This window comes from Gordonia sp. HS-NH1 (assembly GCF_001418765.1).
Classification (GTDB): Bacteria; Actinomycetota; Actinomycetes; order Mycobacteriales; family Mycobacteriaceae; genus Gordonia.
Genome location: NZ_LIYC01000002.1, coordinates 290,932 through 312,344, shown reverse-complemented (window position 1 = coordinate 312,344; position 21,413 = coordinate 290,932). Strand labels below are relative to the sequence as shown.

The window sequence follows — 21,413 nt, the reverse complement described above, 5'->3', positions numbered from 1 at the left end:
ATATTCGCGTGCTCGTATCCGGGCGGACATGAGACCATGGACCGCGTATGACCGAATCACGAGAAGACATCATGACCGCAGCCGATCTCGGTGTCCGGGACACCGCGGATCCGACCGGTGCGGGTCCGACCGGTGCGGACCCGACCACCGGTGAACTCCAACTGTCCGAGCGTGCGTCTCTGCAACGCGTCGCGGGACTCTCCACCGAACTGACCGACGTCACCGAGGTCGAGTACCGGCAGCTCCGGCTGGAGCGGGTGGTCCTGGTCGGCGTGTGGACCGAGGGCAGCGCGGCTGCGGCGAAGGCCAACATGGCCGAGCTGGCCGCGCTCGCCGAAACAGCCGGCTCGCAGATCCTCGACGCGGTGATCCAGCGTCGGTCCAAACCCGATCCCGCCACCTACATCGGCAGTGGCAAGGCCGAGGAACTCCGCGAGATCGTCCTCGCGACCGGCGCCGACACCGTCGTCTGCGACGGTGAACTCACCCCCGCCCAGCTGAACGCGCTGGAGAAGGTGGTGAAGGTGAAGGTCATCGACCGCACCGCACTGATCCTCGACATCTTCGCCCAGCACGCGACGTCGCGGGAGGGCAAGGCGCAGGTCTCCCTCGCCCAGATGGAGTACATGCTCCCGCGGCTGCGCGGCTGGGGTGAATCGATGTCCCGGCAGGCCGGTGGCCGAGCGGGAAGCAACGGCGGTGTGGGCCTTCGCGGTCCCGGTGAGACCAAGATCGAGACCGATCGTCGCCGGATCCGGGAGCGGATGGCCAAACTGCGCCGCGAGATCCGCGGCATGAAGAAGGCCCGGACGACGAAACGTGCTGCGCGCAAGAGTGGTTCGATCCCGACGATCACCGTCGCCGGGTACACCAACGCCGGTAAGTCCAGTTTGGTCAACGCGATGACCGGTGCCGGGGTCCTCGTGCAGGACGCGTTGTTCGCGACCCTGGATCCCACCACGAGGCGCGCCACCCTCGACGACGGCCGCGCCGTCGTCTTCACCGACACCGTCGGGTTCGTCCGACATCTGCCCACGCAGCTCGTCGAGGCCTTCCGTTCGACCCTCGAGGAGGTCGTCGACGCGGACCTGCTGCTCCACGTGGTCGACGGCGCAGATGCCTTCCCGATGGCACAGATCTCGGCCGTCCGTCAGGTCATCAACGACATCGTCGCCGAGGAGGGCGTCACCGCGCCGCCGGAGTTGCTCGTCATCAACAAGATCGACGCCATCGACGGCAACCGCCTCACCGAGTTGCGCGGGGCGCTCGGCTCGGATGCGGTGTTCATCTCGGCCCGCACCGGTGAGGGACTGCCCGAACTCTTCGGGCGGGTACGCGAATTCGTCGGGCGCGAGGACGTGGAGATGACCATCGAGGTGCCGTTCGATCGCGGCGACGTCGTCTCTCGCGTCCACAGCGAGGGCGAGGTCATCTCCTCCGAGCACACCGAGGCCGGCACGACGATGAAGGTCCGCGTCCCGGCCGCATTCGCGGGCGAGATCGCGGACCTCCGGGTCTGAGGGCCCCGCCGTCCGGGTCTAGTCCGCGTCGAGGTCCTTCTCGACGAGGGTGACGATGGCGTCGAGCGTGGCCTGATCGTCGGCCGTCACGACGACCCGGGTGCCCTTCTCGGCTCCCAGCGTCATGATCATCAGCGCCGACCCCGCGTCGACCGGGTCGCCGCCCTCGAGGCCCAGCGTCACCGGGTTCCCGGCTTCGGCGACCGCCTCGGCGATGATCGTGGCGGGGCGGGCGTGGAGGCCGACGGCGGAGCCGACGGTGGCGGTGGTGCTGGGCATGGGAACTCCTTCGGGTGGGTTGGGGTGTCGCGTGCGGTGGGTTGTGGTGCGATCCGGTGCCGGGGTCCGACCCGGATGTCGCGGGGTCGTGTGAACGTGTCGTCGTGGCGTCAGGCGGCGACCGCCTCGAGTTCGTCGAAGGCGACGGCGTCGCGACTGCGGTGGACCTGCTTGGCCGCGATCACCAGGACGGCGGACAGGACGGTACCGGCGACGAGCGCGACGAGGAACAACACCCAGTTGTTCATCGCGAAGAAGACGAAGATGCCGCCGTGCGGGGCGCGGAGTTCGACGCCGAACGCCATGATCAGTGCGCCGCTGAGTGCGCCGCCGGCCATCATCGACGGGATGACGCGGAAGGGATCGACCGCCGCGAACGGGATGGCGCCCTCGGAGATGAAGGACGCGCCGAGAAGCCATGCGGCCTTGCCGTTCTCGCGCTCCGGTTCGGTGAACAGGCCGGGACGCAACACCGTGGCGAGGGCGAGCGCCAACGGGGGGACCATGCCGGCGCACATGACGGCGGCCATGATCTGGTACTGCGCGGTGCCTGCGGTCGCCGCGTCGGCGATGCCCGCGGTGGCGAACAGATAGGCGGTCTTGTTGACCGGTCCGCCGAGGTCGAAGCACATCATCAGGCCGAGCACGACGCCGAGGGCGATGGCTGATCCGCCGGACATGCTCTCGAGACCGCTGTTCATCTGCTCGGTCAGCCACGCGAGAGGTTTGCCCAAGACCATGTAGAGCAGTCCGCCGACGATCATGCTGCCGAACAGCGGGATGACCACGACCGGCATCAGGCCACGCGCCCACTGGGGCACCGGGGTTCGAGCGATCCACAAGCACACCACGCCGGCGATGAGACCGCCGATCAGTGCGCCGATGAAGCTGGCGCCGACCGCGAGCGAGACGATGCCGGCCACGAAACCGGGTGCGATGCCCGGGCGGTCGGCGATCGCGAAGGAGATGTAGCCCGCGAGCACCGGGACCGCCAGCCCCATGATCCCCGAGCCGATCGCGAAGCTCACCGCGCCCAGATACTGCAGGAGTCCGCCCGACGGCAGGTCCCAGAGGCTGTTGTTCAGCGCGATGAAGGCACCGTCGCTGAGGGTGCCGCCGTCGTCGAGGGTCGTGTTGGCGACCTCGTAACCGGCGAGGAGGAATCCGAGTGCGATGAGCAGGCCGCCGGCGGCGACGAACGGGATCATGTAGCTCACACCGGTCATCAGCGCTTGGCGCGTGCGGCCGGCGAGGCCGACACCTGATCCCGACGACTCGTCCCCGCCGGCGTCCGCGCCGTCGGCGGTGACCCGTGTCGCATTCGGGTTGCGTCCCGCCGCGACCGCCTCGGCGATCATCGCGTCGGGCTCGTTGATCGCGCGTTTCACCCCGGACGCGATGACGGGTTTGCCGCTGAACCGGTTGCGGCCCTTGACCCCGACGTCGGTGGCGAAGATGACCGCGTCGGCCGAGGCGATCACGTCCGGATCGAAAGCGGTCGTGGCCGAGGACCCCTGGGTCTCCACCGCGAACTCGACACCGGCCCGTTCGGCGGCGTACTTCAGTGCATCGGCGGCCATGTAGGTGTGGGCGATCCCGGTCGGACACGCGGTGATCGCGACGATCCGCGGCTTCGACGGTGACTGGTCCGGGGTCTGGTCCGAATCGCTACGTACCGGCGAGCTCTCGGCCTTCGCGGTCGACACCGCCGTGTCCGCGGTCGCCGGGGAAGCGGTTGCCGGGGCAGCCGGAGCCGGCGGCGCGGGATCGACGGCCTCGTTGACCAGCTCGATCACGCGCTCCTCGTTCTCCGCCGCGCGCAGCGAGGCCACGAAGTCGGGCCGGACGAGCGAGCGGGCCAGCGAGCTGAGGAGTTTCATGTGCGCGCTGGCACCACCTTCGGGGGCGGCGATGAGGAAGACCAGGTCGGCCGGCCCGTCCGGTGCGCCGAAGTCGACCTTGCGGGACAGTCGCGCCATGGCGAGACTGGCCGCGGTCACCGACGCGGTGCGGGCGTGCGGGATGGCGATGCCGCCGGGAAGTCCGGTCGCGGACTTGGCCTCCCGGTCGAGAGCGGCCCGCGCGAGATCGGCGGGATCGGTGGTCCGGCCGGCCGCGGCGAGCGCATCGGCCAGGGTCGTGATGACGGCGGCGGGATCGCCGCCGGCGTCGACGTCGAGACTCACCGTCTGTGCGGTGATGATCTGCTCGGTCATGGGATGTCCTTCGGTGAACGGGGTGGAACAGGGCGGGGGTATCGGGCGGGCGGTCCGGGTTACGGGATGTGGCGTCAGGTCATGCGGGCGGCTCCCGACAGTTCGGTCACCCGGACGCCGGGGAGGTCGAGGTGGTCGGGAGTCGGAGCCTGTGTTCCCGCCAGTGAGGCAGCCGCGGCGCCATACGCCACCGCAGACCGGAGGCACTCGGCGGGCGAGGCCCCGGTGCTCTGTGCGATGAGGAAACCGGCGAGCGAGGAGTCGCCCGCGCCGACGGTGCTGCGCGGGACGATCGGCGGAGGCGTCGCCGACCAGGCGCCCGACGCGGTGACCAGGACGGCGCCGGCGGACCCGAGCGTTGCCAGGACGTTGCCGCCGATCTCCTCCGCGATCGTGGTCGCGGCCTCCACCACGGGTCCGAGATCGTTGCGGGAGAGAGCGTCTCGGAGTATGGCCGGGTCGGCGCCGGTCAGCTCGGCGAGCTCGTCCTCGTTGGGTTTGATCAGGTCGACGCGACCGGCGACGACGGCACGGAGCGGAGCGCCGGAGGTGTCCACCGCGACCCGGCATCCGGCGAGGACGAGGTCGTCGGCGATCGAGCGGTACCAGTCATCGGGAACGCCGGGCGGCAGCGAGCCGCAGAGGGTGACCCAGTGCGCGGAGTCGGCGTGAGCGCGGACGAGTCCGACGAGTGCTTCGCGATCCTGCGTCGTCAGGGCGACGCCCGGCGCGTTGATCTTGGTGGTCGTCCCGTCCGACTCGGCGATGGTGATGTTGGAGCGGACCTCGCCGTCGACGGGCACCGCGTCGTAGGGGAGTCCGAGGTCGTCGAGTGCGGTGCGCAGCGGATCGCCCGACCGGGCGGGGAGCAGGGCACGGGTGGACAGACCGGCGGCCGCGACGACGCGGGACACGTTGACACCTTTGCCGCCGGGTTCGGTACGGACCACGCCGGCACGCTGCACCTCGCCGCGGGCGAGCGGTGCGCCGAGTTCGAGGGTGCGGTCGAGGCTCGGGTTCGCGGTGACCGTCACGATCATGCGATCACCACCTCGACGCCGCGCGCGGACAGGGCCGCCGAGAAGGCCGGGTCGATCCCGGAGTCGGTGATGAGGACGTCGACGTCGTCGAGCCCGGCGAACGAGGACAGATCTTCGCGGTCCATCTTCGAGCTGTCGGCGAGCACCACGACGCGTTGTGCGGCCGCCACCATCGCCGCCTTCACCGCCGCCTCGTCGGGGTCGGGGGTCGACAACCCGTGGGACTCGCTCAGACCGTTGGTGCCGAGGAACGCGGTGGTGACGCGCAACCGGCGGAGTGCGTCCACCGTCTCGACGCCCACGGTGGCCTGGGTGAGACCGCGGACGCGTCCGCCGAGAGCATGGAGGCCGTCGGGATGGGTGCCGGCCAGCAGACCGGCGATGGGCAGGCTGTTGGTGAACAGGGTGAGTCTCCGATCCGGCGCGGTGGCCTCGGCGGCGCGGTAGGTCGTGGTGCCGGCGTCGAAGAGCACGGAACCGCCGTCCGGCGGCAGGAAGCGGATCGCCGCGCGGCCGATCGCGGTCTTCTGTTCGATCTGGCTCGACTCGCGCTCGTCGATCCCGAGTTCGCCCAGAGCCCGCATGACCTCGGCGCGGACGGCACCTCCGTGGACACGCTGCAAATGCCCGGCACGCTCCAGAACGGCGAGGTCTCGACGGACGGTCTCGCTGGTGACGTCGAATTTCTCGGCGAGCGCGGCCACGGATGCCCGCCCCGCGACGCGCACCTCGTCGACGATCGCCTGTTGTCTCTCCTCGGCGTACACATCGCTCCGATCTGAAGGTTCCAGCCACCCCGCTTGTTGAGGCGTGTGGGATTGGATGTTGTAGTAATTGTGTTTACGCCTGTTTGTGTTGACAAGTCAAGCACTTTTTGTAACGGTGGTCACATCGATAGTCGAGTGAGAGGCAAGACGATGGCGCAGATCCTGACAGGGACCCCGGTGGTCGGCGGACTGGCGCACGGTCCGGCGCTGTGGCCGGGCGAGCGGCCCGATCACTCGCCGGAGACGCTCGGCGTCGGCGTGGAGATCCCCGAGGAGCGCCGCGCCGACGAGGTGACGCGCTTCGCCTCGGCTGCCGGGGCCGTCGCTGCGCGACTGCGCACGCGCGCCTCCCAGAACACCGGGGTGGCCGCGGAGGTGCTCGCGGCGACCGCGGGGCTGGCCGAGGACCGGGGATGGATCGGTTCCGCGACGGCGCTCATCACCAAGGGCGCCTCCGCCGAAGCCGCGGCCGTCGCGGCCACCGAGCAGTTCGCGGCGGTGTTCACCAAACTCGGCGGGCTGATGGCCGAGCGGGTCACCGATCTCAACGACGTCCGCGACCGCGTGCTCGCCGAACTGCTCGGCCTGCCCGAGCCGGGTGTGCCGACACCGCAGGTGCCGTCGGTGCTGCTCGCCGACGATCTTGCGCCCGCCGACACCGCCGGCCTCGACCCGGCGAGCACGATCGCGCTCGTCACCCGATTGGGCGGCCCCACCAGTCACACCGCGATCATCGCGCGGCAGCTGGGGATCCCATGCGTCGTCGCGGTCACTGATCTGGCCGAGATCGAGCCCGGCACAACCGTTCTCGTCGACGGAACAACCGGTCGCATCGAGGTCGAGCCCGATGCGGACACGGCCCGGGCACGCGTCGAGGAGGACCGGCGACGCGCCGAGGTCGTCGCCGGCTGGACGGGTCCGGGGCGCACCGCCGACGGCGTGGGTGTGTCAGTGCTCGCCAATGTCGCCGACGGATCGTCGGCACGGGCCGCGGCCGGACACCCCGTCGAGGGTGTCGGACTCTTCCGCACCGAACTCGCCTTCCTCGAACGCGCAGACGAACCGTCGGTGGACGAGCAGGCCGGGATCTACCGTGAGGTCCTCGGTGCTTTCGACGGGCGGAAGGTGGTGATACGCACCCTCGACGCCGGCTCGGACAAACCGCTCCGCTTCGTGACGCATCCCGACGAGTCCAATCCGGCGCTGGGGGTCCGTGGGGATCGAATCGCCCTGGCGCATCCCGAGATCCGCGCACATCAGCTCGACGCGATCGCGCTGGCCGCCGTCGGCTCGAAGGTCGCGCCGTGGGTCATGGCGCCGATGATCGCCTCGCCGGCGGAGGCGCGGGTGTTCGCCGCGGAGGTCCGGGGTCGGGGTCTGGTCGCGGGGGTCATGATCGAGGTGCCCGCGGCGGCGATCCTCGCCGAGGCCGTGCTCGCGGAGGTGGACTTCGTGTCCATCGGTACCAACGATCTGACGCAGTACACGATGGCGGCCGATCGGATGTCGGCCGATCTCGCCGGGCTGACCGACCCGTGGCAACCCGCCGTGCTCAGCCTGATCGCGGGTGTTGCCGCCGCGGGTGTCCGACAGGGAAAGCCGGTCGGGGTCTGCGGTGAGGCGGCCGCCGATCCGAATCTCGCCTGCGTCCTCGTGGGTCTCGGGGTGACCTCGCTGTCCAGTGCGCCCGCCGCGGCCGCCGCGGTGGGGGCCAGGCTCGGTGCGGTGACCACACAGGACTGCCGTGCTGCCGCCGACGCCGCGCTGGCCACGTCCGATCCTGCCGCGGCGCGCGAAGCGGCCGCGGCAGTGCTCGACCGTTCGGTCGGCGGAGAGGTCAGATTCGCCGCATCACGGTGACGACCTTGCCGAGGATCACGGCGTCGTTGCCCGGGATGGGATCGAACAGTTCGTTGTGCGGCATCAGCCACACGTTGGCGCCCTGACGCTTGAAGGTCTTCACCGTGGCCTCGCCGTCGATCATCGCCGCGACGATGTCGCCGTTGTCGGCGACGTTCTGCTGCCGGACCACCACCCAGTCGCCGTCACAGATGGCCGCGTCGATCATCGATTCGCCCACGACGCGCAGCAGGAACAGCGAGCCCTCGCCGACCAGCTCGCGAGGAAGCGGGAACACGTCCTCGACCGCCTCCTCGGCCAGGATCGGACCACCGGCCGCGATACGACCGAGGACCGGCACGAAGGTCGGCTCGGGTAGTTGACCGGCCGAGGGGGTCTCCGGCGACGGCGGCTCGCTCGGGGCGATGTTGACCGCGCGGGGCCGGTTCGCATCTCGCTTGAGCAGGCCCTTGCGTTCCAGCGTTCGCAGCTGGTGGGCGACCGACGATGTCGAGGCGAGCCCGACCTCGTCGCCGATCTCGCGGATGCTGGGCGGATAACCGCGCTCGCGAACCGAGCGGCGGATCACCTCCAGGACCCCGAGCTGTCGCGGGGTGAGTGAGGCCTCGGCGGCGGCGACGTCGATCGGGGCCTCGTCGTCGACTCCCCGCGCTCGGCCGCGCCTGTCGCCGGTGTCACTCATGTTCAGTTCCTCTCGTCTTCGGAACGTGCAGGTAGATGGCCCGTGGGATGTCCGGTGGGGATGTTCAGCCGGGTCCGAGCCTAGCGGAGTGCGACCCTCACCTCAAACATTTGTTCGATGTGTCGCGAGACTTTGTCGGTGCGCCGTGCTACAAATTCGAACATCAGTGCATCGAACACCTGATCGAAGTTCGAACACCGACAGCACCACACACCACACCAGAAGATCTCACCCAGAGGATCTCGCACCGAACACTCGGAGGGCACCATGCGCACCGACACTCTCGTCGCTCCCGTCCGTACCGACCGTCCCGACACCGTTCGGGCGCGTACCGATCGCGCCGATCGCGTCCGGACCCGTGCCCCGCTGTCCGACGGTCGCCGCCCGGTCGACAACCGGCCGGCAGGCAACCGTCCGGCGGGCGGGTCACCGCTGACCCCGCGTGTCGGCGCCACGAGCTGCGGCTCGGCGGTGGGGTCCAGGGGCCGGGGCCCTCTCGCGCCGGATGCCGCGGTGTTCCGTCGCCGTCGCCGCACCGCGGTGGCGGTCCTCGCCGGCGTCGGGCTGGCGTTCGTCGTGTGGGTGTTCGGCGTCGTCGGCCAGAACTACTCGGACTCGATGACCCCTGCCGCCGTGAGTGCGGAGGTCGTCCACGTGCGCGCGGGGGACTCCCTGAGCACGATCGCCGGCCGGGTGGCGCCGGAGATGCCGCGCGAGATCGTGATCGACGAGATCGTCGCGATGAACGATCTGCCCACGAGTGCGCTGCAGGTGGGCCAGCCCCTGCTCACCCCCCGGTACCGCTGAGGCCGGGCGGTATCCTCGATGTCACAGGGGCCGGCCGAGAAGCGGCGGGGCGCACGGATTCGGTGCGTTCCAGCGTCCCGCGACCTGCGTGAGGACACGATGCGCTGCCCCTTCTGCAAGAACGACGACACCAAGGTCATCGACTCGCGTGTCGCAGACGAAGGGCAGGCCATCCGACGCCGCCGCTCGTGCGTGGAGTGCGGCCGCCGTTTCTCGACCGTGGAGAGCGCCGTGCTCGCCGTGGTCAAACGCAACGGTGTGACCGAGCCGTTCAGTCGCGAGAAGGTGATGCGCGGTGTCCGACGCGCCTGTCAGGGCCGACACGTCGCCGAGGACGCACTCGCCCAGCTCGCCCAGCAGGTGGAGGACACCGTGCGCGCCAGCGGATCGGCCGAGATCCCCAGCAACGAGGTCGGTCTGGCGATCCTGGGTCCGCTCCGCGATCTCGACGAAGTGGCGTACCTGCGGTTCGCCTCGGTGTACCGGTCGTTCGACTCGGTGGAGGATTTCCAGCGCGAGATCGACGACCTGAAGTCGGCGTCCGGCGGGCGGGCCGACACCGTCTCAGCCGAGCCGGTCCAGAGCTCGTAGGACCCGTTTCTCCGAGACGGGAAACGCGGTACCGAGACGCTGGGCGAACAATCCCACGCGTAGTTCCTCGACAAGCCACTGCGCTTCGTCGTCGACGATCGCCCGTCGGTGTTCCGGCACCTGTTCGAGTCGTTGGGCCCACCGTTCGACTACTCGATCGATGACCGCCACACCGGCCTGGTCGCGCGATGCCGACCCGGGCAGCGCCTCCAGACGTGCCTGCGCACCTTCGAGGTAGCGCGGCAGGTTCTCCAGGTGCCGTCGGGCGGTGGCTGCGACGAATCCGTCGAACACGAGGTGGTCGATCTGCTCGGCGACGTCGTCGGCGGCCAGCGAACCGGCGTGCCGGTCGATCGCCGCCCGGACCGGCGCCATTCGTTCGAGCGCCGCGACGGCGAGCGAGAAGTAGTCCGGTGCGGCCTCGGTGATCCGTGGCCGGATACGCTCCAGGAAGCCCGAAAATGCCTGTGGTGAGCGAAGAGCCGTCAGCTCGGCGTCGTCGACGCCGGCGACGGTGTCCCGGATGGCCCGTCGTGTGCAGTCGGCGAGCAGCGCCTCGGTGTCCGCATACGGGCTCTGGCTCAGGGCGAGTCGGGCCGCCGGGCCCAGGGATCCCGCGATTCGCTTGTGCAGCGGTGGTATCGCCAGATCGAGGAGGGCGACGATGCCGCGACGCAGCAGCCGGTCGCGGGTCTCGGGAGTCGCAGCGTCGACGGCGAAGACGCCTCGCGTGCGTCCCTTCTCGTCGGACACCGCGTCGATCGTCGGGTACCTGGTCAGCCGTTGTCCGGCGACGTCGACCGTCTTCTGGTCGGCGAGCGTGCCGATCCCGTCGGCGGTCCAGTTCCGGTACAGCGTGCGTGACACCGTTCTCGGTGCCGCCGGCGTCCGGGTCTGCTGTAGCTCGGACAACGAGTCGGCCCGGGCGATGATCTGTCCGGATCCGTCGGCGACCGCGAAATGCATCCGAAGGTGTGCCGGTACCCGGTCGGTGTCGAAATCGGCTGCGGTGACCGTCATCCCGGTGATCGCGGAGAGTTCGCGAGCGAGCCCCGCGGTCAGCGGTTCCTTGCGCGGGGTGAGCCGGCCGAGGGCCGCCTCGGCGAACCGTTGGGCGGGGGACATGCTCTTGCGCAGCTGTTTCGGCAGGGTCTTGACCAGCGCGGTGGCCAGTTCGGTACGCATCCCGGGGACCGACCAGTCGAAGCCGACCGGGCGGATGTGGGGGAGCAGTGCCTGTGGGATGACGACCGTGACCCCGTCGTCGGGTGCGCCGGGCTCGAACCGGTACCGCAGTTCGAGTCGTGTGTCGCCCTGCTGCCATGCGCCGGGGTAGTCCGTCGGAGCCACCTCGGTGCCACCCGTGACGTCTTCGGGACGCAGGTCGAGCAGATCGGGCTCGGCGCGCCGGGCCTTCTTCCACCAGGTGTCGAAGTGACGTGCGGAGGTGATGTCGGGCGGTAGGCGCCGGTCGTAGAACTCGAAGAGCTGATCCTCGGTGATCACGAGACCGCGGGTGCGCGTGCGGTTCTCGACATCGGTGGCGGCGTCGAGGAGATTGCGGTTGCGCTCGAAGAACCCGTGTTGCGTCCGCCAGTCACCCTCGACCAGGGCGTGCCGGATGAACAACTCGCGCGAGACCTCCGGGTCGATGGGGCCGTAGTCGACGCGCCGACGGGCGACGAGGGGGACCCCGTAGAGGGTGACGCGCTCGTAGGCCATGGCCGCGCCGCGTCGGGCGGACCAGTGCGGCTCGCTGTGGGTGCGTTTGACCAGGTCGCCGGCGAGGCGCTCGGCCCACAGGGGATCGATACCGGCGACGGTGTGCGCGAAGAGCCGCGACGTCTCCAGGACCTCGGCGGCCATGATGAAGGCCGGCGGCTTCTTCGCGAGGGACGAGGCGGGGAAGATGAGCAGTGTCGTGTTGCGCGCGCCGGTGAACTCGCGGCCCTCGGTGTTGCGGGCGGCGATGTTGCTCAACAACCCGGACAGGATGGCCCGGTGGACGGCGTCGGCGTCGAGCTCGGTCGCCGCGACCGACCAGTCGAGGTCCTTGACGATCTCGGTCAGCTGTCGATGGAGGTCCTGCCATTCCCTGATGCGCAGGAAGTGCAGGTACTCACGCTCGCACATCCGACGGAAACCGCTGCTGGACATCGCTTTACGCTGTTCGCCGAGGTATCGCCACAGCTCCACGTACGACAGGAAGTCCGACTGGGGCACGACGAAGCGCCGGTGCTGGGCGTCGGCGGCCTCGCGGTGTTCGGCAGGCCGTTCCCGGGGGTCGGGGAGGGACATCGCGGCGGCGATGACGAGAAGGTGATCGAGGCAGCCGAGCTCGTGCCCGGCGATGAGCATCCGGGCGACCCGGGGATCGACCGGAATCCGCGACATCGACCGGCCGATCGGGGTCAGTCGCGGGGGGCCGCCCTCACTCGGGACGGTGATGGCGCCGAGTTCGGTGAGAACACCCATCCCGTCGCGGATCGCCCGGTCGTCGGGCGGTTGGACGAACGGGAACTCGGCGATCTCACCGAGCTTGAGGGAGGTCATCTGCAGGATGACGGCGGCGAGATTGGTGCGCAGGATCTCCGGGTCGGTGAACGCAGGCCGGGACTCGAAGTCGTTCTCGCTGTAGAGGCGGATACACACACCCGGCGCGACGCGACCGCAACGACCGGCGCGCTGCCGGGCGCTGGCCTGCGACACCGGTTCGATGGGAAGGCGATTGACCTTCGTCCGGGTCGAGTATCGACTGATCCGGGCGGTGCCGGTGTCGATGACATACCGGATGCCGGGCACGGTGACCGAGGTCTCGGCCACATTGGTCGCCAGCACGATCCGGCGCCCGTCGGAGGGGGCGAACACCTTCTGCTGCTCGGCGATCGACAACCGCGCGTACAGCGGCACGATCTCGGCAGCCGGCCCCTTGCCGCCGACGGTGCGGCGACGCAGCGCGTCCGCGGTCTCCCGGATGTCCCGTTCGGTGGGCAGGAACACGAGGATGTCGCCGCGGCCACCCGCCCACAGTTCGTCGACGGCGGCGTCGATGCCCTGGATCTGGTCGAGGTCGGCGTGTTCGCCACCGCCGGCGTCGTCACCGTCGTCGGGCCGCTCCTGCAGGCTCAGCGGACGGTAGCGGATCTCGACCGGATAGGTACGGCCCGACACCTCGATGACGGGGACCGACGCCGAGGGGGTGCTGAAATGCCGCGCGAACCGGGCCGGTTCGATCGTCGCCGAGGTGATGATCACCTTGAGATCCGGCCGCCGGGGCAGCAGCCGGCGCAGGTATCCGAGGATGAAGTCGATGTTGAGGCTGCGCTCGTGCGCCTCGTCGATGATGAGGGTGTCGTAGCGGCGCAGCATCGGGTCCGTGGCGATCTCGCGCAGCAGGATGCCGTCGGTCATGACCCGGACGAGGGTGTCGGCACCGGACCGGTCGGTGAACCGTACGGAGTAGCCGACCGCGTCGCCGAGTTCGGTCTCGGTCTCGTCGGCGATGCGTCTGGCGACCGAGCTCGCCGCGATCCGGCGGGGCTGGGTGTGGCCGATCGACCCACGGATGCCGCGGCCGAGTTCGAGGCAGATCTTCGGCAGCTGGGTGGTCTTTCCCGAGCCGGTCTCGCCCGCGATGACCACGACCTGGTGGTCACGGATCGCCGCGGCGATCTCGTCCCGGGCCGCCGAGACGGGGAGCTCGTCGGGGAATCGAAGGACCGGTACGCTCGCCCGTCGCCGGTCGAGACGGGCATGTGCCTTGTCGACGTCGGTGACGAGCTGCTGCCACTTCGCGGCATCGGGACGCGCCGAGAGCCGGTCGATGCGACGCCGCAGCCGGTCGGCGTCGACGAGGCCCACGTCGTCGAGTGCGCCGAGGAGGTCCGCGCGCGAGACGCTCGATGCATCTGTGGACGAGGCACTTCCCGAGGACGGGGAGGGGGAGGAAGACGGGGCCGACATGATCTCTCCAGGATATGGGTCGGTGCGGACCGGAGTTCACCCCAGTGGCCGCGCACGGCGCGCAGACCGGCATCATTGGGGCCATGGCTGATGGTTCGAGCACGGGAACTCCCGGATCGCTGTGGCACGGTTTCGCCGACATGGGGGCGGTGACCGCGAGTGGACCGTTCGTCGTCACCAGGGGCGAGGGCGCACGGATCTTCGACCGCGCCGGCAACTCCTACCTCGATGCGACGGCCGGGCTCTGGTTCACCAACGTGGGCCACGGACGTACCGAGATCGCCGACGCCGTCGCACGACAGCTCGGCACCATCGCGCACTACTCGAACTTCGGTGACATCGCGAGCGACCCGACGCTCCGCCTCGCCGAGGAACTCGGCGGGATCGCACCCGTGCCCGGGTCGAAGATCTTCTTCACCTCCGGCGGCAGCGACTCGATCGACACCGCGGTCAAGCTCGCCCGCCGCTACTGGGTGGAGCAGGGACGCGAGTCCAAGCGGGTCGTCGTCAGCCGCACCAAGGCCTACCACGGGATGCACGCCGCGGGCACCTCGCTGGCCGGCATCCCGCTGAACCACGACGGGTACGGCGAGCTCATGCACGACGTCCAGAACGTCGACTGGGACGACGCCAAGAGCCTGCTCGGACTCGTCGAACGCGTAGGCGCCGACAACATCGCCGCATTCTTCTGCGAACCGATCATCGGCGCCGGGGGCATCTACCTGCCGCCGGAGGGGTACCTCGCCGAGGTGCGCGCCATCTGCCGGGACCACGACATCCTCTTCGTCGTCGACGAGGTCGTCACCGGATTCGGCCGTATCGGCGGCGAATCCTGGTTCGCCTCAACGCGATTCGGACTCGAACCGGACATGATCACCACCGCCAAGGGGCTCACGTCCGGGTATGTCCCGATGGGTGCGGTGTTCATCGCCCCCTGGATCGCCGAACCGTTCTTCGCCGGCGGCGTGTGGTGGCGGCACGGCTACACCTACGGGGGGCACGCCGGCGCGGCGGCGGCCGCCCTGGCCAATCTCGAGATCATCCGGCGGGAGAACCTCCTGGCCGAGGCGACGCGTCTGGAAGGCGATCTCGCCGCGGCGTTGTCACCACTCGCCGACCTCGACTCGGTCGCCGAGGTCCGGACCGGGCTGGGCGCGGTCACCGCGGTTCAGCTGGCCGACCCCGCGACGGCCCCGGCGGCGGTGCTGAAGTTGCGCGAACACGGGGTGAGCACCCGCGCCGCCGGGCAAGGAGCGCTGCAGGTCTCGCCCGCCTTCGTGATGACGACCGCCGAGGTCGGCGAACTCGCCGACCGGATGCGCGCGGCGCTGAGCTGACGCACCAGACCACGACATACGACAGGGCCCGGCTGCTGAACGCAGCCGGGCCCTGTCGTTGTTCCACGTGCGGTGCATCAGGCGTTGGCGAGCACCTCGGTGGTCGCGATCGCCTGGGCGACGCCGCTGACGATCGACGCGACCTTGAGCGCCTCGAAGATCGCCTCACGGTCGACGCCGGCCTCGCGCAGGGTGTTCTCGTGTGCGGCGACGCAGTGGCCGCAGCCGTTGATCGAGGACACCGCGAACGACCACAGCTCGAAGGCGGCCTTGTCGACGCCGGGGTTGCCGATGATGTTCATCCGCAGGCCGGGCCGCAGGTCGTCGTACTTGCCGTCGAGGAAGCCGCGACCCCGGTAGAACACGTTGTTCATACCCATGATCGACGCGGCGCCGAGCGCCGCGTTGTAGGCCTCCGCGGAGAGCGTGTCGGCGGCCTCGTCGGCGATCTCGCTGAGCACCTTCGCATTTCGCGTGGCGGCAGCGGTCGACAGCAGGGTTCCCCACAGCTGTTCCTCGGTCAGCGCGGTGGTGCGGCTGATCGAACCGAGGTTGAGCTTGAGATCCTTGGCGTACTCGGGGAGTGCTTCCTTGAGATTGTCGATGCTCATCTGGTCTCCTCTCAGACGCCGGCCGTCATGAGCTCGCCGGCGTCGATCGTCGGGTCGCCCTTCTTCCAGTTGCAGGCGCACAGTTCGTCGGACTGCAGCGCGTCGAGGACACGCAGGACCTCGTCGACGTTGCGGCCCACCGAACCCGCGGTGACCGACACGAACTGGATCTCGTTGTTCGGATCGACGATGAAGGTGGCGCGATCGGCGACCCCGTCGGCGTTGAGAACGCCTGCCGCGGTGGCCAGTTCACGCTTGAGGTCGCTCAGCATCGGGAACGGGAGGGTCTTGAGGTCCTCGTGCTGTGCGCGCCACTGGAAGTGGACGAACTCGTTGTCCACCGAGGCGCCGAGCACCTGGGTGTCGCGGTCGGCGAACTCGTCGTTCAGCTTGCCGAAAGCGGCGATCTCGGTCGGGCACACGAAGGTGAAGTCCTTCGGCCAGAAGAACACGACGCGCCACTGGCCGGGGTGGTCGTCGGACGAGACGGTCGTGAAGTAGTCGTCGGGCTGCTGGGCATTGACCTTGCTGAGGTCGCCACCGATGACGGCGGTGAGGTTGTAGGCGGGGAACTGGTCACCGATGGTGAGCAGGGGCATGTTTCGCTCCTTCAGCTGGTGAATGTAGTGAAATTGCGCGCGAACGAGTTTCGCGAGGTACGAGTACCATCGTGCCGGATATCGGCCAAAAGCGAAACGTGATGATTAGCACTACACTGATAGGCATGCCCGATAGAACTTATCAACCGACCGTCGCGGGTCTGCGTGCCTTCGTCGCCCTGGCTCACCGTCGCCACTTCGGAACTGCCGCAACAGATCTCGGTGTCAGTCAGCCCTCGCTGTCGCAGGCGCTGTCCGCGCTGGAGGCCGGTCTCGGAGTGACCCTCGTCGAACGCACCACACGGCGTGTCCAGTTGACCGCCGACGGTGTCGAGCTCCTGCCGCGGGCGATCGCGGTGACCGAGGCCGTCGACGAGTTCACCTCGGCGGCCGCGGGCGCCGGACAGCCGCTGCACGGGGCGCTGCGGCTGGGTGTCATCCCGACGGTGGCGCCGTATGTTCTGCCGACACTGCTGCGCGGGCTCTCCAGGCGGTTCCCCGACCTCGTGCCCCGCGTCGTGGAGGAACAGACCGCGCGGCTGGTCGAACAGCTGCGTACCGGCGTCCTCGACGTGGCACTGCTCGCCCTCCCCGTCGACATGCCCGGCATCGTCGAAGTCCCGATCTATCGCGAGGATTTCGTTCTCGCGCTCCCGTCCGGGCATGCGCTCGCCGGACGCCGCCGCGTCGACCCCACCGCACTCGCGGAACTGCCCCTGCTCCTCCTCGACGAGGGACACTGCCTGCGTGACCAGGCCCTGGAGGTGTGCCGGCTCGCGGGCGTGCGGCCCGATCTCGGACAGACCCGGGCAGCGTCGCTGACCACGGCGGTGCACTGCGTCGTCGGTGGTCTCGGCGTGACCCTCATCCCGCAGACGGCGGTCGCGTCGGAGACGGCGTCGGGCGATCTGGCCACCGCGACGTTCGCGGCCCCCCGTCCGGGTCGACGGATCGGCCTGGTCTTCCGGGCCTCGGCCCGCCACGACGAGGCTTACCACGAACTCGCCTCTGTCATCGGCGATCTCGTCGGTGCAACCGGCGCCGTGACCCCGCTCTAGACCGGGTCGCCGGCCGGCTCGGTCGACGCGGCGGCGGCTGCCTGCGCGGCGAGGGCCTCCCATTCGTCGACGAGGCTCGAGTCGACATCGCGGACCATGGTGCCCAGATCTTCGACGATCCGCTCGATCTCGGGCGTCACCACGCTCGTCGGCACACCCTGGCGCAGGACGCGATAACAGTCCGACAGATAGCGCAGCAGCACGCCCTCGCTGCGGGCGAGCCCGTACGCGGAGATCAGCTCCGTGAACGTCATGGCCTTCTCCAGCATCTCGCGGAGAACGGATTTCGGCGCCGGCGGGAACGACGACACCCATGGATGGCCGCGACGATAGATGTCGAAGGCGGCGAAGATCTCCTCGGCCAGCGGCTGCGGCCAGGTGATCTCCTCGAGTCGCGACATCCGTTCCTCGTACTCGATCCCGTCGGCCTTCATCTCGGCGATCGCGGCGTCGCGCGCGACCTTGCGCTGCGCGAGCAACAGCGGCCGCGGGTTCTCCAGCGTCGATTCGAGGACGGAGACCACATCGAGCGCGTAGGTCGACGACTCCGGGTCGAGGATCTCGAAGGTCGCCAGCGCGAAGGCGGACAGCGGGTTGGTCAACGCGAAGTTCTCGGGCATGTCGACGCTCAGGGCGATGTGCCGGCCGGTGTCGTCGGGTTCGTCGAGTTGCACGACGATGCCCGCGTCCCGCAGCCCGCGATAGAGCTCGATCGTGTGCTTGATGGTGCGCAGCTGCCGATCGCGCGGCTCGTGGTTGTCCTCGAGGAGGTGGCGTACCGCGGCGAAGCAGTCACCCGGCCGCCCGAGCACCTCGAGCAGCATGGCCGTCGTCATCTGGAAGTGGCTGCGCAGCGGCTCGTCGGGAGCGTCCATGAGCTGGGTGAACGTCTTCTCACCCCACGACACGAAACCCTCGGGGGGCTTCTTGCGCACCAGCTTTCGCAGCTTCTTGGGATCGTCGCCGGCCTTGGCCACCGCCCGGGCGTTCTCCACGTCGTGATCGGGGGCCTGGGCGACGACGTATCCGATCGTGTCGAACCCGGCACGCCCGGCGCGACCGGCGATCTGGTGGAACTCGCGGGCCCGCAGACGACGGACCCGGCGTCCGTCGTACTTGCTCAGGGCCGCGAACAGCACCGTGCGAATCGGCACGTTGATCCCGACGCCGAGCGTGTCGGTGCCGGCGATGACCTTCAGCAGGCCCTGCTGGGCCAGACGTTCCACCAGGCGGCGGTACCGCGGGAGCATGCCGGCGTGATGCACGCCGATACCGGCGCGCAGCAGTTTGGACAGGGTGTTGCCGAAACCGGTGGAGAACCGGAAGTCGCCGATGGCCTCCGCGATCGCCGCCTTCTCGGTCTTGTCGCAGATGCGGACGCTGAGCAGGGCCTGCGCGCGCTCGACGGCGGCGGCCTGGGTGAAGTGCACCACATAGACCGGCGCCCGGCCCCGATCGACCAGTTCCTCGATCGTCTCGTGGATCGGGGTCATCGCGTAGGAGTGCTCGAGGGGGACCGGTCGCTGCGCGCCGGTGACCTCGACGGTCTCGCGGCCGGTGCGGCGGGTCAGATCGTCGACGAAGAACGACACGTCGCCCAGCGTCGCCGACATCAGCAGGAACTGCGTCGACGGCAGTTCGATGAGCGGGACCTGCCACGCCCAGCCGCGGTCCGGTTCGCCGTAGTAGTGGAACTCGTCGGCGACGAGGGTGCCGATGTCGCTCTCACCGCCCGCGGCGAGCGCGAGGTTGGCGACGATCTCGGCGGTGGCGCACACGATGGGCGCGTCCGCGTTGACCGCGGCGTCGCCGGTCAGCAGACCGACCTGGTCGGCGCCGAACATCGCGCACAGCTCGAAGAACTTCTCGCTGACGAGCGCCTTGATCGGGGCGGTGTAGAACGCGCGCTCGCCGCGGCAGCGCGCGAAGTACAGCGCACCCGCCGCGACGAGTGATTTGCCCGAGCCCGTCGGCGTCGCCAGGATCACGTGGCTGCCGGCGAGGAGTTCGAGGAGCGACTCCTCCTGATGGGCGTAGAGGTCGAGTCCGTGCCCCGTCCACCAGTCGGTGTACCGCTCCAGGGCGGCGTCCTCGTCGTCGGTGGGGACCAGGACGTGGGGTGCGGGAATCGGGGCGGTGTCCGAGATCAGATCTGTGATCGTGGACCCTCGTCCCCGGGGCCCGCCTCGCCGTCACCGGTGTGCTCGGCCAGGAACCGCTCGAGTTCGGCTCCGAGTTCGTCGCCGCTGGGCAGCGATTCCTCGGCGGCGAGCAGCGATGCCCGTTCCTGTGCGGCCTGGGTGAACGTGTCGTACTGGGTCTCCAGCGCGGCCACCACCGACTCGATCTCGGTGTTTCCCTCGACCTCGGTGTCGACCTGTGCGCGCACCTTTTCCGCGGCGCTGTCGAGAGCGGCGAGCGGGAGGTCGAGGCCGGCGAGTTCGGCGACCGCCGCCAGCAGCCGTGCCGACGCCGCCGGATAGTTGGTCTGGGCGAGGTAGTGCGGGACGTGCACGGACAGACCCGAGGCACGGTAGTCGTGCTCGCCCATCCGCAGCTCGAGCAGCATCGACGCACTGGCCGGCAGTTTCATCGCCGATCCCCAGCGGGGCAGGTCGCCCAGGGCGTCGGGATCGCTGCCGTGTGCCGTGATCGACGGCGGGCGGGTGTGTGGCACGGCCATCGGGATCGCGTTGAGACCGATGACGTCGGTGACACCGAGACCGTCGCTGAGGCGACGGACCGCATCGACGAACTGTTCCCACCGCAGGTCGGGTTCGGAACCGGCGAGGAGCAGGAAGCCCTTGCCGGAGTTGTCGCGGATCGCGTGCAGGGCCAGCGACGGCATCTCCACGTCCGTGAAGGTCTCACCGCTGAACGAGATGGTCGGCCGGCGCGAGCGGTAGTCCATCAGCTCGTCGGAGGAGAAGGTGGCGACCAACTCGGACTCGAGGCTGTCACGCAGGTGCGCGGCGGCCAGTGCGACCGCGTGTCCGGCGTCGGCGAACCCCTCCAGCGCGTGGATCAGTACCGGTCCCGTGCCGTCGGTCCGGCTCACCTGCGGAGCGGGAAAGGCGAGTTCATACAGCGCGTCGTCGCGCGCAGGCTGCTCGTCCACGTCGTCCCTCCTTCTGCTGCCAGCTGTCTGAAGAGACAGCTGAACGTCCATTGTCTCGCACCCGGGTGCCGAGCGTCATCTGGGTGCAACCACCTCGACACGCCGGTGATTCCCGCGCTGATCCGGGCGGTGTGTCGGAGGGCCTGCAGGGTCGGAACCGATGGCACAGTAGACCGTTGTGACCGAGCCGCGTGCGCCCCGACTGTGCTTGTCCCCTCTGCGCTTGTCCCCTCTGACGGCGGCCGCCTGCCTGGTGGCCGCCGCGGTCCTGCTCTCCGCATGCTCGGTCGCCGGGGAACCCGCGGCGTCCAGTCCGGACCTCTCCGCCCGATCGGTGACGGCCGAGGACTTCCCCGAGGGGGCCGCGAGCAGGATTCCGTCGTCGGCGGTCGCGAACGCTCTGGCCGACGTGACCGGCGCACCGATGCCCGGACAGACGGGCACCCGGGTGTCGCCGCCGGACTGTGCACCGGCTCCCGTCTCCGCCGACGGCGCGGTCGCGTTCCTGGGCCCCGGTCCGGGGGAGCGGTCCACGCTGACCACGGTCGTCGCCGGTGTCGACTCGCCGCTCGAGGACGTGGTCGACCTGGCCGAGCGGTGCCCGCAGACCACGACGACGACATTCGGGGCGTCGTCGACGATCACCACCGAGGTCCTTCCTCCTCCGCCGGGCATGGACGGGGTCGAGACCGCCGCCATCCGTCGCACCATCGTGACCGGCGGCGGCGCCCCCATGACGACGAGTGCCCTCACCCTGCTCGGCGAGCGTGACGGCGTCCGCGTGTACGCCGAATACCGGTGGGCCACAGCGGGCCCGGTGCCGGCGGACGCGGCCGCCGCACTCGATGCGCTCTTCGTCGAGGCGAACGCCGCCGCGTTCGGCTGATCCGTACTCCGCCTGTGCATGACCCGGCCCGGGTTGTCCACAGCCTGCGATCGCCGCGGTTGCGGCGTCCGGCACCGGG

General features: G+C 69.6%; 17 protein-coding genes. 7 read left to right on the top strand and 10 right to left on the bottom strand.

What is annotated here, in order from left to right; genetic code table 11:
* Positions 1 to 47 precede the first annotated feature (47 nt).
* The gene (hflX, locus tag AMD30_RS03245; protein ID WP_055474684.1) at positions 48 to 1,520 is read left to right on the top strand and encodes a GTPase HflX; all 1,473 of its coding nucleotides are present in this window, start codon (positions 48 to 50) and stop codon (positions 1,518 to 1,520) included.
* A gap of 18 nt (positions 1,521 to 1,538) precedes the next feature.
* Here the strand turns inward: hflX and AMD30_RS03240 are convergent, their stop codons facing one another.
* From AMD30_RS03240 to AMD30_RS03225, 4 genes are all read right to left on the bottom strand, one after another.
* On the bottom strand, positions 1,539 to 1,799 hold the full coding sequence (locus tag AMD30_RS03240) for an HPr family phosphocarrier protein (RefSeq protein WP_010840854.1): 261 nt from the start codon (positions 1,797 to 1,799) through the stop codon (positions 1,539 to 1,541).
* Positions 1,800 to 1,909: 110 nt separating this feature from the next.
* Positions 1,910 to 4,015, bottom strand: coding sequence for a PTS fructose transporter subunit IIABC (locus AMD30_RS03235; RefSeq protein ID WP_055474683.1), 2,106 nt, complete (start codon positions 4,013 to 4,015; stop codon positions 1,910 to 1,912).
* Between the two features lie 74 nt (positions 4,016 to 4,089).
* Complete coding sequence (gene pfkB / locus AMD30_RS03230) at positions 4,090 to 5,055, bottom strand: 1-phosphofructokinase (RefSeq protein WP_055474682.1); 966 nt, start codon at positions 5,053 to 5,055, stop codon at positions 4,090 to 4,092.
* Positions 5,052 to 5,822, bottom strand: coding sequence for a DeoR/GlpR family DNA-binding transcription regulator (locus tag AMD30_RS03225; protein ID WP_055474681.1), 771 nt, complete (start codon positions 5,820 to 5,822; stop codon positions 5,052 to 5,054). The genes pfkB and AMD30_RS03225 overlap by 4 nt, the downstream gene beginning before the upstream one ends.
* A 150-nt stretch (positions 5,823 to 5,972) precedes the next feature.
* Here AMD30_RS03225 and AMD30_RS03220 point away from each other — a divergent pair, with 150 nt between their 5' ends.
* Positions 5,973 to 7,682: a phosphoenolpyruvate--protein phosphotransferase gene (locus tag AMD30_RS03220; protein ID WP_010840858.1), complete on the top strand. Its 1,710-nt coding sequence runs from the start codon at positions 5,973 to 5,975 to the stop codon at positions 7,680 to 7,682.
* Here AMD30_RS03220 and lexA read toward each other — a convergent pair.
* Positions 7,660 to 8,364, bottom strand: a complete 705-nt coding sequence (gene lexA, locus AMD30_RS03215; protein ID WP_010840859.1) for a transcriptional repressor LexA — start codon at positions 8,362 to 8,364, stop codon at positions 7,660 to 7,662. The genes AMD30_RS03220 and lexA overlap by 23 nt on opposite strands.
* 267 nt (positions 8,365 to 8,631) lie before the next feature.
* On the opposite strand from lexA, the gene AMD30_RS03205 reads away from it, so the two are divergent.
* Positions 8,632 to 9,171, top strand: a complete 540-nt coding sequence (locus tag AMD30_RS03205) for a LysM peptidoglycan-binding domain-containing protein (RefSeq protein WP_010840861.1) — start codon at positions 8,632 to 8,634, stop codon at positions 9,169 to 9,171.
* A 99-nt stretch (positions 9,172 to 9,270) separates the two neighbouring features.
* Positions 9,271 to 9,762, top strand: a complete 492-nt coding sequence (gene nrdR / locus AMD30_RS03200; RefSeq protein WP_010840862.1) for a transcriptional regulator NrdR — start codon at positions 9,271 to 9,273, stop codon at positions 9,760 to 9,762.
* Here nrdR and hrpA read toward each other — a convergent pair.
* Positions 9,736 to 13,725 carry an ATP-dependent RNA helicase HrpA gene (gene hrpA, locus AMD30_RS03195; RefSeq protein WP_055474679.1) on the bottom strand — a complete coding sequence of 1,330 codons (3,990 nt, stop codon included), beginning with the start codon at positions 13,723 to 13,725 and terminating at the stop codon, positions 9,736 to 9,738. The two genes, nrdR and hrpA, sit on opposite strands and share 27 nt — an antisense overlap.
* A gap of 83 nt (positions 13,726 to 13,808) precedes the next feature.
* Here hrpA and AMD30_RS03190 point away from each other — a divergent pair, with 83 nt between their 5' ends.
* The gene (locus AMD30_RS03190) at positions 13,809 to 15,062 is read left to right on the top strand and encodes an aminotransferase family protein (protein WP_035716976.1); all 1,254 of its coding nucleotides are present in this window, start codon (positions 13,809 to 13,811) and stop codon (positions 15,060 to 15,062) included.
* A 77-nt stretch (positions 15,063 to 15,139) separates the two neighbouring features.
* On the opposite strand, the gene AMD30_RS03185 is transcribed toward AMD30_RS03190, so the two are convergent.
* Both AMD30_RS03185 and AMD30_RS03180 read right to left on the bottom strand, forming a co-directional pair.
* Positions 15,140 to 15,673: an alkyl hydroperoxide reductase gene (locus AMD30_RS03185; RefSeq protein WP_010840865.1), complete on the bottom strand. Its 534-nt coding sequence runs from the start codon at positions 15,671 to 15,673 to the stop codon at positions 15,140 to 15,142.
* 11 nt (positions 15,674 to 15,684) lie between these two features.
* Positions 15,685 to 16,272 carry a peroxiredoxin gene (locus tag AMD30_RS03180; RefSeq protein WP_010840866.1) on the bottom strand — a complete coding sequence of 196 codons (588 nt, stop codon included), beginning with the start codon at positions 16,270 to 16,272 and terminating at the stop codon, positions 15,685 to 15,687.
* Positions 16,273 to 16,397: 125 nt separating this feature from the next.
* On the opposite strand from AMD30_RS03180, the gene AMD30_RS03175 reads away from it, so the two are divergent.
* Positions 16,398 to 17,330 carry a hydrogen peroxide-inducible genes activator gene (locus AMD30_RS03175; protein ID WP_010840867.1) on the top strand — a complete coding sequence of 311 codons (933 nt, stop codon included), beginning with the start codon at positions 16,398 to 16,400 and terminating at the stop codon, positions 17,328 to 17,330.
* Here the strand turns inward: AMD30_RS03175 and AMD30_RS03170 are convergent.
* Both AMD30_RS03170 and AMD30_RS03165 read right to left on the bottom strand, forming a co-directional pair.
* Complete coding sequence (locus AMD30_RS03170) at positions 17,327 to 19,318, bottom strand: DUF3516 domain-containing protein (RefSeq protein WP_231632630.1); 1,992 nt, start codon at positions 19,316 to 19,318, stop codon at positions 17,327 to 17,329. The genes AMD30_RS03175 and AMD30_RS03170 overlap by 4 nt on opposite strands.
* A 158-nt stretch (positions 19,319 to 19,476) precedes the next feature.
* Positions 19,477 to 20,448: a PAC2 family protein gene (locus tag AMD30_RS03165; RefSeq protein WP_010840869.1), complete on the bottom strand. Its 972-nt coding sequence runs from the start codon at positions 20,446 to 20,448 to the stop codon at positions 19,477 to 19,479.
* A 223-nt stretch (positions 20,449 to 20,671) separates the two neighbouring features.
* On the opposite strand from AMD30_RS03165, the gene AMD30_RS03160 reads away from it, so the two are divergent.
* A complete protein-coding gene (locus AMD30_RS03160; protein ID WP_051129750.1) occupies positions 20,672 to 21,334 on the top strand; it encodes a hypothetical protein in 663 nt (220 codons plus the stop codon).
* The last annotated feature ends 79 nt before the right edge of the window (positions 21,335 to 21,413 follow it).

Excerpts from the sequence above, each read along its gene's own strand:
- AMD30_RS03175 (WP_010840867.1), top strand. The coding sequence starts at position 16,398 with ATGCCCGATAGAACTTATCAACCGACCGTCGCGGGTCTGCGTGCCTTC.
- pfkB (WP_055474682.1), bottom strand. The coding sequence starts at position 5,055 with ATGATCGTGACGGTCACCGCGAACCCGAGCCTCGACCGCACCCTCGAA.
- nrdR (WP_010840862.1), top strand. The coding sequence starts at position 9,271 with ATGCGCTGCCCCTTCTGCAAGAACGACGACACCAAGGTCATCGACTCG.
- AMD30_RS03185 (WP_010840865.1), bottom strand. The coding sequence starts at position 15,673 with ATGAGCATCGACAATCTCAAGGAAGCACTCCCCGAGTACGCCAAGGAT.
- AMD30_RS03180 (WP_010840866.1), bottom strand. The coding sequence starts at position 16,272 with ATGCCCCTGCTCACCATCGGTGACCAGTTCCCCGCCTACAACCTCACC.
- AMD30_RS03240 (WP_010840854.1), bottom strand. The coding sequence starts at position 1,799 with ATGCCCAGCACCACCGCCACCGTCGGCTCCGCCGTCGGCCTCCACGCC.
- hrpA (WP_055474679.1), bottom strand. The coding sequence starts at position 13,725 with ATGTCGGCCCCGTCTTCCTCCCCCTCCCCGTCCTCGGGAAGTGCCTCG.
- hflX (WP_055474684.1), top strand. The coding sequence starts at position 48 with ATGACCGAATCACGAGAAGACATCATGACCGCAGCCGATCTCGGTGTC.
- AMD30_RS03235 (WP_055474683.1), bottom strand. The coding sequence starts at position 4,015 with ATGACCGAGCAGATCATCACCGCACAGACGGTGAGTCTCGACGTCGAC.
- AMD30_RS03205 (WP_010840861.1), top strand. The coding sequence starts at position 8,632 with ATGCGCACCGACACTCTCGTCGCTCCCGTCCGTACCGACCGTCCCGAC.
- AMD30_RS03190 (WP_035716976.1), top strand. The coding sequence starts at position 13,809 with ATGGCTGATGGTTCGAGCACGGGAACTCCCGGATCGCTGTGGCACGGT.
- lexA (WP_010840859.1), bottom strand. The coding sequence starts at position 8,364 with ATGAGTGACACCGGCGACAGGCGCGGCCGAGCGCGGGGAGTCGACGAC.
- AMD30_RS03220 (WP_010840858.1), top strand. The coding sequence starts at position 5,973 with ATGGCGCAGATCCTGACAGGGACCCCGGTGGTCGGCGGACTGGCGCAC.